Origin of the sequence: Limnothrix sp. FACHB-881 (assembly GCF_014698135.1) — a bacterium.
Classification (GTDB): Bacteria; Cyanobacteriota; Cyanobacteriia; order CACIAM-69d; family CACIAM-69d; genus CACIAM-69d.
Genome location: NZ_JACJSN010000001.1, coordinates 17,806 through 30,358, shown reverse-complemented (window position 1 = coordinate 30,358; position 12,553 = coordinate 17,806). Strand labels below are relative to the sequence as shown.

The 12,553-nt window shown below is 57.1% G+C and carries 11 protein-coding genes; 5 read left to right on the top strand and 6 right to left on the bottom strand.

Translation table 11 applies throughout. The features are described 5' to 3' along the window. Positions 1-142: 142 nt before the first annotated feature. From H6G52_RS00150 to H6G52_RS00135, 4 genes are all read right to left on the bottom strand, one after another. The gene (locus tag H6G52_RS00150) at positions 143-406 is read right to left on the bottom strand and encodes a hypothetical protein (protein ID WP_190525678.1); all 264 of its coding nucleotides are present in this window, start codon (positions 404-406) and stop codon (positions 143-145) included. Positions 407-461: 55 nt separating this feature from the next. Continuing rightward, positions 462-1,298, bottom strand: a complete 837-nt coding sequence (locus tag H6G52_RS00145) for a DevA family ABC transporter ATP-binding protein (RefSeq protein WP_370567643.1) — start codon at positions 1,296-1,298, stop codon at positions 462-464. A 12-nt stretch (positions 1,299-1,310) separates the two neighbouring features. After that, positions 1,311-2,606: an ABC transporter permease DevC gene (devC, locus tag H6G52_RS00140; protein ID WP_234406488.1), complete on the bottom strand. Its 1,296-nt coding sequence runs from the start codon at positions 2,604-2,606 to the stop codon at positions 1,311-1,313. A gap of 272 nt (positions 2,607-2,878) precedes the next feature. After that, positions 2,879-4,189, bottom strand: a complete 1,311-nt coding sequence (locus H6G52_RS00135; RefSeq protein ID WP_370567642.1) for an HlyD family efflux transporter periplasmic adaptor subunit — start codon at positions 4,187-4,189, stop codon at positions 2,879-2,881. A 475-nt stretch (positions 4,190-4,664) separates the two neighbouring features. On the opposite strand from H6G52_RS00135, the gene H6G52_RS00130 reads away from it, so the two are divergent. Beyond that, positions 4,665-5,270, top strand: coding sequence for a TetR/AcrR family transcriptional regulator (locus H6G52_RS00130; protein ID WP_199291432.1), 606 nt, complete (start codon positions 4,665-4,667; stop codon positions 5,268-5,270). Between the two features lie 271 nt (positions 5,271-5,541). After that, on the top strand, positions 5,542-6,258 hold the full coding sequence (gene folE, locus H6G52_RS00125) for a GTP cyclohydrolase I FolE (protein WP_190354102.1): 717 nt from the start codon (positions 5,542-5,544) through the stop codon (positions 6,256-6,258). Between the two features lie 284 nt (positions 6,259-6,542). Here the strand turns inward: folE and H6G52_RS00120 are convergent, their stop codons facing one another. Next, positions 6,543-8,273 (bottom strand): hypothetical protein, encoded by a 1,731-nt coding sequence (locus H6G52_RS00120; RefSeq protein WP_190525676.1) that lies wholly within the window; start codon positions 8,271-8,273, stop codon positions 6,543-6,545. Between the two features lie 289 nt (positions 8,274-8,562). Between H6G52_RS00120 and H6G52_RS00115 the strand changes: the two genes are divergently transcribed. The 3 genes from H6G52_RS00115 (at position 8,563) to H6G52_RS00105 (ending at position 11,151) form a co-directional block, all read left to right on the top strand. Further along, positions 8,563-9,498, top strand: coding sequence for an Rpn family recombination-promoting nuclease/putative transposase (locus H6G52_RS00115; protein ID WP_190525674.1), 936 nt, complete (start codon positions 8,563-8,565; stop codon positions 9,496-9,498). 221 nt (positions 9,499-9,719) lie between these two features. Continuing rightward, positions 9,720-10,523, top strand: coding sequence for a glutathione S-transferase family protein (locus H6G52_RS00110; RefSeq protein ID WP_190354099.1), 804 nt, complete (start codon positions 9,720-9,722; stop codon positions 10,521-10,523). 100 nt (positions 10,524-10,623) lie between these two features. After that, positions 10,624-11,151, top strand: coding sequence for a hypothetical protein (locus H6G52_RS00105; RefSeq protein ID WP_190525672.1), 528 nt, complete (start codon positions 10,624-10,626; stop codon positions 11,149-11,151). A gap of 71 nt (positions 11,152-11,222) precedes the next feature. On the opposite strand, the gene dprA is transcribed toward H6G52_RS00105, so the two are convergent. Continuing rightward, complete coding sequence (dprA, locus tag H6G52_RS00100) at positions 11,223-12,458, bottom strand: DNA-processing protein DprA (RefSeq protein WP_242026095.1); 1,236 nt, start codon at positions 12,456-12,458, stop codon at positions 11,223-11,225. Positions 12,459-12,553: the final 95 nt, after the last annotated feature.

Genomic DNA, 12,553 nt, shown 5'->3' with positions numbered 1-12,553 from the left:
TACGGGTGAATCGGTGACGGGTGAATGGGTATCCGTGATCGTAGGCTTATTCGGCCGACCCGATCCGAGGGGTCACGGGTCGAATAATTGCTTTTTCGCTCGAAATCCGCAAAAGCCGGACTTTAAGCCACCAATTTTGCGCCTAGGCGGAGACAACCTCAATAATGCCGAGTTGGCGAGCCTTGGAGGGGTTGGAAACCCGGTTGACTCGCGGCACAGCAAATGGGTCACGAAGTTTGGCCGACTTTGACCATAGAAGATGGTTCAGACGATGGTGGGGTGATAGTTGCATCAACCCGGCTTGGGTGCAACGATCGAGATCATCGATTCCCCTGATCAGAGCGAATGCCGGCGAGGGTGTATAGCGGCTGGGCAAATCGATCAGGTTTATGTCGATCAGGCTCATGCCGATCGGGCTAGTTCGGATCGAGCTAGTTCAGAGCAGGCTAGCTCGGATCGAGCTAGGCAGATCGAGGCGTGGAAACAAGCCGTCCATCTTCAACGGAAACGAGGCGATCAGCAACATCAAGAATGCGATTGTCATGGGTCACCATCAAAATTGTGCAACCCTGCTGCTTGGCGAGGCCTTGCATGAGGTTAACCACCTCCCGGCCAGATTGACTGTCGAGGGCAGCAGTCGGCTCGTCGGCCAACACGATTTTGGGATGGCTGGCAAGGGCGCGGGCGATCGCCACCCGTTGCTTTTGCCCACCGGATAAATCATCGGGATAGTAATCCGTGCGATGACCCAAACCCACAAGTCCTAGCATCTCGATCGCGCGCGATCGCATCTCCTGGACACTCCAACCCACATGCAGGGACAGACTCATTTGCACGTTTTGGGCAGCGGTCAGACTGCGATGCAAGTTGTGTGCTTGGAAGATATAGCCATTGTATCGTCGCGCCAAGACCAATTCTTCGGAGCTGGCCCCGTGGAGTTCTCGCCCCAACACGCTCAGGTGTCCTTCCTGGACGGAACGCAAACCGCCAATCAGCGTCAGCAGCGTGGTTTTGCCGGAACCGGAAGGGCCCGTCACCAACACAATTTCCCCGCGCCGAATTTGCAAATTAATCTCAAAGAGGACTTGTTTTTTCAGGTCTCCGTGACCAAACCAGTGATTGAGATTGGCAATTTCAATGGCCCAGTCGGCTTCGGGCGCGCTGTCGATCGCTGTGTTCAGCCTGTCGATCGCCCCGTTGGGCTGTCCCGTGACGGCTTGGTTGAGGATGGGGTGAGTCATGGTGGTTGATTTGCCTGTCTGAAATTGCCGCACGGGTTGCCGTGCCGGTTGCCGCACGGGTTGCCGCACCTAGAACATGTCTGCCGGATCCGCCGATTGCAAACGCCGCGAGGCGATCGCCCCCGACAAACAGCACATGACGAAGGTAACCATCAACACCAACAGCGCCCGCCCCAAGGTCATAAACATGGGCAAGTTGGTGGCATTACGGGTTAGGGCATATAACCCAGCGGACACGGCCAAGCTGGGCACAAACCCAACAATGGCCAAGATCAGCGCTTCTTCCAAAATCACGCCAATGAAATAGCGGTGGCGATAGCCCATGGCCTTGAGGGTGGCATATTCCCGAATGTGGTCGTTGACATCGGTGGAAAGCACTTGGTAGACGATGATTACGCCAATGCCAAACCCCAGGGCCACACCAAAGCTGAAGATGAACCCAATGGCGGTGTTTTTGGCCCAGTAGTCCTTTTCAAATTGCACAAATTCCGCTTTGGTCAGCACGTTCACATCGTTTGGCAAGGCGGCTTGCAGTTGGGTGCGCACGGTGACGGGATCGGCTCCCGGTTCCAGGTAAATTAGGCCGATGCTGACGCTGCCAGGATCCCGCCGGGGAAAGGCCCGCAAAAAGTTGCGATCGCTGGTGAGAATGCTGCCGTCGGCGGCAAAGGACGCGCCCACTTTGTAAGTACCAATGACCTCAATTCGTTTGCGATCGAGGTCGGTCTGCACGGGTTGGCCCCGATCGAGCTGGGCAATGGTTTTTTGATATTCCCCCCGGGCTGCCCGATCGAACAGATAGCGATCTTGCAGCTTCAGATCATTCTGATGCTGTTGAATTTCAGGGAAATCAAAGGCCGGGCGATCGGGATTGGTTCCCAAAATCAGGATTTGTTTTTCCTTGCGGGTTTCGGGATTTTTCCAGTTGCTAATCGTGGCATAGAGGGGATCCGCATTGGCCACGCCGGGGATCGCTTCCGCTTGAAACAGACGACGACGGGCAAAGCTAGATAGACCAATCAGGTTGCGGGCCTGGGCGCTGATCAACACCACATCGGCGGTGATGGCCCGGTTCAGCCGGGTGTTGCTGTCATAAAGGGCATTTTGGAACCCCAGTTGCATAAAAATCGCCAAGTCCGCGAAGGCAATGCCCGCCAAGGCCGTCAGTAGCCGTCCCCGATCGTGCCGAAGCTGTAGCCAACCGAGGGGAATGCGACGTTGCAGGGCCGCAACCCAAGCAGGGGTCGTCTTGGTTTCGGGATTGGGGCGAGGTTGGGGGGCGGCTCCCAAGTCAGCCGTGCCGGGAGCCAGAGATTCAGGGGCTGAGTCGGCAGAGCGAGTGAGGCGATCGAGCATGATGGGCATCCATCCCGAAGGGTTCTCAGACAGCGCGGGCAGTGATTGGGGAAACCCGGCTGCCAACGGTAAGCAAAAATTGAAGATCAGGACGCGCTAGACAGCCCGATCGATAAAGACTGGGGCCAAGACTGGGGCTAGGGCGCGTCGTCAAATCGCCTGAAACCCTGATTCCGCCGTTGGCAGATCGTGGGGGATAAGATGCTCAAGTCCCTTGTCACAACGACTGGAACGTGGAAAATCAATCGTTTCCGCCTGATCCTAGGAAATGACGACAGGCCCTAAGGCTGGGGCAGAGATTTCAGATCGATGGTGGCTTTTACTTGCAAATTGGTCAGATTGGCCACCCGCTGACCGTCGGTTGGCTCCAGCCGAATTCGCACTTCCACCACGCGCTCATCCAAATTGGCAGAGGGATCGATATCGCGGGTGGTCTGTTTGCGCACCTGCAACCCCGATCGCACCACCGATCCTCGCAGTTCACCGGAAAATGCATCACTCGTGATGGTGGCCGTTTGCCCCACGCGAACCTTGGGTGCATCGGTGTCATACACTTCCGCCACCACTTCCATTAGCTGGGTTTGACCCAAATCGGCAATGCCCTGGCTACCCACCAATTCACCGGGTCGAGCATAGATTTTCAGTACCTGACTGTCTCGGGGAGCGCGAATAATGGCGCGGTTGAGATCCGCCCGCGCCTGCTTAGCGGCGGCGATCGCAGCGGCCAGGTCTGCTTCGGCCACCCGCAAATCCGTGGGGCGCACCTCCGCAATTCGATCGAGGGTGGCCCGAGCGGCGGTGAGCTGAGCCACGCCCGTTGTCCGGATTCGATCGAGGCTGGCCTGGGCTTCCACCACTTTTTCTCGATAGGAAGCATCGATTTGGGCCAAATTAGCCCGCGCTTCCACCAACCGAGCACGGGCCGTATCCAGGGTGGTGGTTTTGCTGTCCCGTTGAGAGGCAGAAATCGCCCCCGTGCCATAGAGGCTGGCATAGCGATCGGCTTCCACCTGGGCGTTGGCTAACTCCGCTTCCAAACGGGCGATCGTGGCCCGCTGGGCGGCCAGTTGGGTATCCCGTTCCGCCAGCAGTCGATCGAGCGTGGCCCGTTGGGAGCGCCAATCGCCATCCCGCTGGGCCCGCACCCGATCGATCTCTGCCGACTGGGCATTCAGTTCGCCCCGTTTGGCCCCAGCTCGCACCCGATCAAGGGCCGCTTCAGCCGAATCCACCTGGCGATCAGCCCGTTCCACCGCCGCCGCCAACCGTTCCGCCTCATCCAAAATCGCCACCACCTGGCCCGCCCGCACCCGATCGCCCTCCTCCACCAACAGGCGGGCAATTCGCGAATCCGTGCTCGATGACGGAGCCGCCAGCGTAATCACCTCCCCCGCTGGCTCCAGTTGCCCCAGGGCCGTCACCACCGTTGGCGACGGCAAGGGCGTAACCACCGGAGCTGGAGTTTCCGCTGCCCGGCTGCGCAACAACACCGCGCCCCCACCCACCAAGACCACCGCTCCCAGGGCGATCGGAATCGTCGCTTGAGTCCATTGACGGGGATTGAGCAATTTCCAAGGAACCGGACTGGTCACGATGTCGCCCTCCGAATCTTGTGCAGCGAGCTGTGGAGTGAGAGAGGTATAGCAGGTAATCAAACTGAACTGTCTAGTTCAATTTTGAGTATAGCTAGACTAAACCGTTTAGTACAATAGGAATTAATGCGGAATTCATCCCAAATCGTAATTTGCGGACTCGATCTCTCCAAACCTTTAACCACAACGGCCTTTTACCGCTCAAAATCACCTGATGCAATCCAAGGCGATCGCCCATTAATCTTTAATGACTGCCCAGAGGAGAGTTAAGGTTGAAACCTTGCGGAAGCGTCATGGGTTGGAACCCGTCAAAAGTCAACGCGCATCAGCCGCGAATTAACGCTTACACCGCCTCCATTTTGTCAATCATTCATCCCGCCAATCCTGTCAATTCTGGGCAGGAAGATCCTGGGCAGAGATCGGGGCAGCCCAGCCCCCCTTGCTCAATTCCGTTGCTATTTTGTAGGTAATGACCATGTCCGTTCCGGCTGCGCACCCGATCGCCCCCCTCAGCAAAAAACGCCAGATCCTGGACGGAGCCATGAAAACCTTCCTGGCCAAAGGTTATGCAGGCACGAGCATGGATCGCGTGGCGGCCACCGCAGGCGTTTCCAAAGCAACGGTTTACAGCCACTTCCAAAGCAAGGAAAGTCTCTTTGGGGCACTGGTGGAAGAGCTGGCCCGCAGCAAGTTTCCAGAAATGTTTGACGAAACTCTCTTGGGGGCTGACCCACACCACTTTTTGCGGCATTTGGCCAATCTCTTCATCTTCAAGGTGGGCCAGGACGAAGGACATATGGCCTTCATTCGCCTGATCATGGCCGAGTCGGAGCGGTTCCCGGAGCTATCCGAACTGTTTATTCGGAATTTTTGCCAGCGCGGTTGCGAAGCCCTCACCAGCTACTTAGCAGCCCATCCGGAGCTAAAGATTGACGATCCAGAAGCAACCGCCCGCGTTTTTATTGGTGCTTTGGCCCACTTCAACATTACGCAAGAGATGCTGGGCGGTAAGCACTTGGTTCCCATGGATCCCCAGCGCGTCATTGATACATTGCTGGCCATGATTTTGCGCAATCCCTAGCCGGTGGCTCTCCATTCCCCGCACTGGATCCATCGACAGGATTGATAGATTTTTTTTATAGATTTCATCAGGCCCCATTGGTTCAGAAATCCATCAACTCGATCGCCCCACTCATGCAGATCGATCGCCTTGAGCTATCCAAACGCCGGGGATCGTGAATTGGCCGGGTTTCGCCGCCAGCCGCCAAAAAGTATTACCATTTTTTAACAGAGACTCAGTGTTTGGAGCACTGCGCGTTCTTCTTGGAAGGATTTCCCTCATTATTTCAATCATGACTATCGCCGCCTCTAATGCGATCTCAAATGGGATGGTTAATCCCAATAGTTCAGCCACGGAAGACGAGGGCAAAGGGCTTTTAACCCGTCCCGATCGCAACACCCATGACGGACAACCTGCGCAAGTGAACCAGCCTCCAGCAGTCAGCAAGGATGACATGATGGACGCGGTACGGACGATTCTGTTAGGGGTTGGTGAAGATCCCGAGCGCGAAGGGCTGCTGAAAACCCCGCACCGGGTGGCGGAGGCCATGCGTTTCCTCACCAGCGGCTATGACATGTCGTTGGAAACATTGGTCAATGGGGCCATTTTTGATGAGGGCCACAATGAAATGGTTCTCGTTCGCGACATCAACTTCTTCAGTCTTTGCGAACACCATATGCTGCCCTTCATGGGCCGGGCCCATGTGGCTTACATTCCCAACCAAAAGGTGGTGGGCTTGAGCAAGTTGGCTCGGATTGTGGAAATGTATGCCCGTCGTTTGCAGGTGCAAGAACGCCTAACCCGTCAAGTGGCGGAAGCGATCCAAGAAGTTCTGGAGCCTCGGGGGGTGGCTGTGGTGATGGAGGGAACCCACATGTGCATGTCGATGCGTGGGGTACAAAAGCCGGGTTCTTGGACGGTGACCAGTGCCATGGTGGGTGTGTTCCAAGAAGACCAAAAAACCCGCGAAGAGTTTCTGAACCTGATTCGGCATCAGCCGTCGTTCTAGGTTTTAAGGCAGGGCACTGAGGATCTGTCATCAGATCCTCGATCGTCTAAATCCTGCTGGTGCGAAGTCGTGGGGAGCCAAGGGTTAAGCCCCCGTCTACCTGTTGCGAAATCGTGAGGGATAAGGGGCTTAGTCCCCTTGTCTGCAACTTGTTTAGAAGCTTTCTGCAACTTGTCTAGAAGTTTTCTACGACCTGTCTAGAAGCTTTCTGCAACAGGTTTCTGGGGCGAATTTACTAGCGTCTTGGTCTATCGGCTTCTGCGCCCAATGAGCTGAGATCTGCATCATTGCCCGATCGGGGGTAATTCTGGAGCCGTCGGGGGGAGCGTTTGGGCCAAGCAGTTGGCATCTAAGAGCAAGAGTCCCTCTTGGGATTGAGCTGCCAAGCATCGATCGACCCGTTGAGCCAGCGCCGATCGCTGGCCACGGGCTAACCAGCGCCGAGCTTCTCCATAGGCGGGTTGGTATTGCCGTAACCAGTCATTATTTTCCAAGTAGTCGAGATCGAACGCGCCCGGATCCAGTAACCAGTGAGTGGGTTGATATTGGGCGATCGCGGCTCGCAACAGGCTGAGATCAGGGCTGTATTGGGCCCGCAGCAAGGTTTCCACGCGCGATCGAAACTCGCGGTAATAGCCCCAGTGGTAGGGAATTGCAAATTCGGCCCCCACCAAAACGGATTTACCGGCAAAGGTGGGGATGTTGCTGGCTTCGCCGGAAAGGGTGGCAATGCGCGTGTTGTTTGGATAGTCAGCCAAAATTTCATAGAGATCCGGTGCCTGGCCGATCACGTAGTTCGCTTTCGGGAACCCGCGCACGGCCAACGGATAGGCAACTAACAGCCCGATCGCCCCGAGCGTGAGACCCCAAGCCAGGAGTCGCCGCTGTCCTTGGGCCCAAGTCCAAAGCCGATCGAGCAGCAACACCAGCACAATTGCTGTGGCGATCGCCAAAACCGCTCGCAGGCCATGTTGGGTGTAGCGACTGGGCAAGTGCAACCGAAACAGCAACAGATGGGCTAACCCAAAGCAACCGAAACTGGCCAGGGTCAACAACGGCAGAACTTCAATGCCCGATCGCACTTGAGACCAGAGGGGAAACCGATCGCGCCAGCGCCAAATCAGGGGCAAGCCCAACCCCAAAACCAGCAAAGGCGGCTCCAGGGGCGGTTGAATGCCACTGCGACCCGCCGACAGCCAAAAACGCCCAAAATCTTCATAGAAAAAGCGCGATCGCCCATTGGGTAAAAATTCTGGCAACTGACGTGCTTGATCAACGGTGATGGTGGGGCCAAAGGTAGAAGCATTGGCCGCAAAGGGCAGCAACACCGCCACACAAACTCCCAACCCGATCGCCCAAATGCGCCAATGGGCCTCCCGCCGCCAGACCCCGATCGCTAAACGCAGGGTCAACATGGCCGCCGTCACCAAAACATAGTGGGGATAAAAACCCCCCAACAGCCCGATCGCCAAACACAGCCCCCAGGGAGATCGCTTCACCCAAGCCCACAGCACCATCAAAAACAGGGGATTCAAAAAAGCCCGCGCCGTGCCCGAAGCCAAATCGTCCTTCAGCCAAAGGTTTTGGAGAAACAGCAGCGCCGCCACAAAACCGGCAAAGGGAACCGGCAAAATGGCTCGCGTGACGGCCCAAGCCAATCCCCCGATCGCGCCACTGAGAATTAACGGCCACCCCTTGGCCGCCGTCACCGCTCCCCAATCCATCACTTCCGGGAACCAGTAGATGGCTCGAAATCCCCAGGGGGCAACGGACTCAAAATAATCCGCAATCCAATCGCCCGGAAACGCATCCGGGTGACTGAGCCGCAGCATCCAGAACAAATGTTGCCGACCGTCATCGGCCACCACATAGGGATCCGCAAAGGCTTCCGGCAAGATAGCCAAGCCATAGCCCAAGCCGAACAGAATACTGGCAATCCACCAGAGCCGATCGACCCAACGGGCTGGCTCGGGGTCAATCAAAAGCTGTCGAAGCCGGGCGATCGCAGACATCATGGAGGTTTGAAAAAAGGGGCCAGGGTGTTGAACCGAATGTCGATCGCCATCAGTCATGGGTTCATCGATGAACCCATGAACAACAACCCAGAGCAACCCTAGCGCCAATTTCAGTGCAACGAAACGAAGGGGTTTGTGCTGATGGTGCTGTTGATTAGCCCATCTTGCCAGGCGATCGCCCCCCTCGGGATCCTGCGTTTCCCCCTAGCACCACTGCCCCAGCGGTCATTCAGATCCCAGATATCTGGTTTAGGCTGGTAATGAGCGATCGCAAAACACCCTGTGAACCATGGGCTTCATTGACCCAAAAACGGATTTTGGCTTTAAGCGAATCTTCGCTTCTCCTAACAGCAGGCCCATCTTGAAAAGCCTGCTCAACGCCCTCATTTATGATGGGCAACTGAGGATTCAGGATCTGGAAATTTTAGATCCCTATCAGCAACCGGAAATTTCCGATTTTAAGTTGAGCATTTTGGATGTGAAAGCTCAGCTTGATGATGGCTCCACCGTGATTATTGAAATGCAGGTGGCCAAGGTGGAAGCCTTTATACAGCGAATTTTGTATAACACCACCAAAGCCTATGCCAGCCAACTGGGACGGGGTAAGTATTATTGGGATTTGAGGCCCGTGATTGCCGTCACTATTACGGACTTTATCTTATTCGACGATCCAGAGGTGGATCAGTCCTTGCCCATTTCCCGGTTCAGCATTCTGAATGAAGAAACCCACGCCCTTTGCACCTCGCAATTGCGCTGGATTTTTGTGGAATTACCGAAATTTGGTAAGGATTTGGTGGACTTAGAAGGACTGGTTGATCGCTGGTTATTTTTCCTGCAACGGGCAGGGGAGTTGCAACAAGCTCCTCCAGAATTGACTAGCGATCATGATTTACAGTCAGCCCTAGACATTGCCAACGAAAGTCAACTGTCTCCGGCGGAGTTGCGCTTTTTTGAGGCGGAACTCGATCGACTGCGCGTCATGCAAGGGCAAATTTTCAGCGCTCGGGACGAGGGTCTTGCGGAAGGACTAGCGGAAGGACTAGCGGAAGGGCTGGCTGAAGGGCTGGCAGCAGGGCGTGCTGAGGGGATCACCTTAGGTGCAAAGCAGCGAGAACTGGAAATTGCCCGCGAGCTGCTGAAAACGCTGGATCCGGAAACGGTCAGCCGGGTGACGGGCTTGTCGATCGAGCAAGTACAGGAGCTGGCCCAAGCCGATGATCCTTAAAATTGCGCCAAAGTTGCGCCAAAAATTGCACCCAAATTGCGCCGGGTTCATTAAGACCAAAACACCAACCCCAACGGGTCATGTCGCCCACTGCAAACCAAGGACAAATCCCCAAAGGGCGAAACCCTTGCCTTATACTGCGATCAAACGCTCCCCGATCGCCCAAGAGCTAACGGGAGCAACGATTCGATCGGCTCTTTGAACCCACGCCGCAAACTACCATGCTGGAACTGTACCAATTTGAGTTGTCGGCTTACTGCGAGAAGGTGCGCCTTGCGCTGGACTACAAGAGCCTGGACTACCGCAAAGTTGAAGTGACTCCCGGAGTCGGGCAAATTGATGTTTTTCGGTTGTCGGGCCAGCGCCAAGTGCCCCTGCTGAAGGATGGCAACGAGGTGATTGCCGACTCAACCGCGATTTTGAACTATCTCGATCGCGCCTATCCCGATCGCCCCCTTTTGCCCCCCAATCCTGCCGAGCGGGCCTTGGCGACGGTGCTGGAAGCTTGGGCCGATGATTCGTTCTATGCCGATGCCCGCAAGGTTTTTCTGGCCACCCTGGGGCAAGATCCGGGCTACCGCACGGCCCTGTTGCCGGATGAAACGCCGGATCCGTTGAAGACCCTGGTGGGCTTCATTCCCGGCGAGGTTTTTGGGGTGATGGGAGCCGGTGTGGGTCTCACGCCAGAGGTGCTGAAAAAGGCTAAGGACAACCTCAGCCGCGCGATCGAAAGTCTATGCAGCCTTTTGGAAGCAAATCCCTACCTGACTGGCAGTCAACCCACCCTGGCCGATGTGGCGGTGGCGGCGGTGAGTGTGTTGGTGAAAATTCCCAGCACGCCCTACTTTGATGTACCGATCGGGCTGCGTGGGCGCGGCATTCCGGGCATTGCTGACAATCCGGCCTATGCTCGCTTCTTTGACTGGCGCGATCAGTTCTATCGTGACTTTCGCACGCCCTTGACCGGTGCGGCCAGTGCCAGCTCCAGCAGCAATGCCGGGCCCACGACTATCTCGATCGACTAGGGCTTCAGAGCATGGTTCGATCGAGCATGATTCTGCCTGAAACAGCTCGATCGAACCCACTAAACCCCGATCGAACCCGATCAACCTCATCTCCACCCCTATGCCGACTGCTCGCCGGGCCCGCCCCGATCGCCCTGCCCGATCGCCTCGATCCTCCCGATCGCGGGTGACGCTGCTGTCGTTGTGGCAATCGCGGCGGGCGGCCCGCAATCGCAAGGTGTCTCCCCTGCCGCCCAAGCCGCCACTACCGCGGCCCATTCAGCGCCTGAAGCGAATTCAGCGTTGGTCGGCCATTGCGGCAATGGTTTCGATCGCTCTGGCCGTGTTGGTTTATGCCCAAACGGTGCAGTTGCAACAGGCTTGGACAATGGACTATCGCAAACTCCAAAGTCTTCAGCGCCAAGAACGAGATTTGCGCGTGGCCCTAGAGGTGTTGAAAGACAAGGTGGCCCGCCAAGCGGCGGCGACCGACTCCACCTTGCAACCCCCCCCACCGAAACAACTGATTTTCCTGAAGCCCGCCAACACGACGGAAGCCACCGGCCGATCGCCCAACATGCCCGCAGCGTTGCCACCGGCCACGGGTGAGGGGCAACAACCCACCGAACCCAAACCGATCGGCTACTGATTCCCGGTTACGATTCTCAATCCTGCGATGGTTATGGATCGCCCCTTGAGCCATTGAACCGCCACTCGGGCTTAAGCTCGGCGGTAGCGCATTCCCGGCAAGTTTTCCACCAGGCCCAATAGCTCCAATTCCGTAAGGGCCGCCATCACGTTTCCGGGACTGAGGCCGCTGGCCGCCACGATCGCATCCAGGGCCGTGGGAGTTGGGTCGATCGCCCGCAAAACGGCAGCCGGAGCCGGAGCCAGGTTTGGTGGTGGCGGCATTGGGGCGACGGCTGGCTTGGCCGTTGGGGTTGGTCCAGGAGCAGCGGGCCCCGGAACGGGCGATCGGGCGGTTTCACTGGTGGTGGCGGACTCCGCCCGATCGAGCTGGGGCAGGGCCCCCAAACAATCCAACAGATGGTTTTCGCTCAAAATGACCTGCGCACCGCTGTTAATCAGCTTCAGGCAACCGGCCGAAAGGGGCATGTCCAATGACCCGGGCAACACATAAACATCTCGGCCATAGTCGGCCGCTTGATTCGCAGTGATCAGTGCTCCCGATCGCTCGCCGCCTTCAATCACGATGGTTGCCCGCGCCAGCCCCGCCACAATTCGGTTACGGCGCGGAAAGTGGGCGCGATCGGGCCCCGTGCCGCTGGGATATTCACTGAGGGCAAACCCGGAGCCGGGATAGTCAAACGTACCCACAATTCGACCATAGAGATCGCGGTTGCCCGTGGGATAGACCCGATCGACCCCGGTTCCCAAAACAGCAATGGTGCGCCCACCCGCCGCCAAACAAGCACGATGGCTTTCCGCATCTACGCCCTCCGCCAACCCAGAAACAATGCCAAACCCCGCTTTGGTGAGACAGGTGGTGAGCCGATTAGTCCATCGCTGGCCATAGTCCGACGGTTGGCGCGTGCCCACAATCGCCACCAGAGGTTGCGTTCCCTGAAGTTCCGCCGGGTGGGGTTGGCCTCGGTAATACAACAGAGCTGGGAAATCTGGCAACTCCCGCAGCAGTTGGGGATAGTCTGGATCGGCGGGAGTCCAAAACTGGGGATTTTTTTGAGTCCAATCGGCCAAGAGCTGCTCAGGGTCGATCGCCGATCGCCCGGCCAGGATTTTCGCCAGCCGTTGGGGGCCGATGCCTTCGATGGGGGTTAAGTCCCCGGGCGCTGCCTGCCAAGCGGCGGCCAAGGAACCAAAGGCCCGCTGGAGCCGCTGCAAGAGCACGGGGCCCACATCCGGAACCCGCGACCAGGCCAACCAGGCAGCTCGCTCCGTGGAAGGTGCAGTGGGGTGCGATCGGGACAGATTCAAAACAGATTCAAATTAGGAGGGCTAATTAACAGTGAACAGATTTGGTATCAACCGATTGGTATCATAGGGGGGCTATCGCGTCGTGTTCGATCGGG

Excerpts from the sequence above, each read along its gene's own strand:
- H6G52_RS00150 (WP_190525678.1), bottom strand. The coding sequence starts at position 406 with ATGAGCCTGATCGACATAAACCTGATCGATTTGCCCAGCCGCTATACA.
- devC (WP_234406488.1), bottom strand. The coding sequence starts at position 2,606 with ATGCCCATCATGCTCGATCGCCTCACTCGCTCTGCCGACTCAGCCCCT.
- H6G52_RS00130 (WP_199291432.1), top strand. The coding sequence starts at position 4,665 with ATGTCCGTTCCGGCTGCGCACCCGATCGCCCCCCTCAGCAAAAAACGC.
- folE (WP_190354102.1), top strand. The coding sequence starts at position 5,542 with ATGACTATCGCCGCCTCTAATGCGATCTCAAATGGGATGGTTAATCCC.
- H6G52_RS00120 (WP_190525676.1), bottom strand. The coding sequence starts at position 8,273 with ATGATGTCTGCGATCGCCCGGCTTCGACAGCTTTTGATTGACCCCGAG.
- H6G52_RS00115 (WP_190525674.1), top strand. The coding sequence starts at position 8,563 with ATGGGCTTCATTGACCCAAAAACGGATTTTGGCTTTAAGCGAATCTTC.
- H6G52_RS00110 (WP_190354099.1), top strand. The coding sequence starts at position 9,720 with ATGCTGGAACTGTACCAATTTGAGTTGTCGGCTTACTGCGAGAAGGTG.
- H6G52_RS00105 (WP_190525672.1), top strand. The coding sequence starts at position 10,624 with ATGCCGACTGCTCGCCGGGCCCGCCCCGATCGCCCTGCCCGATCGCCT.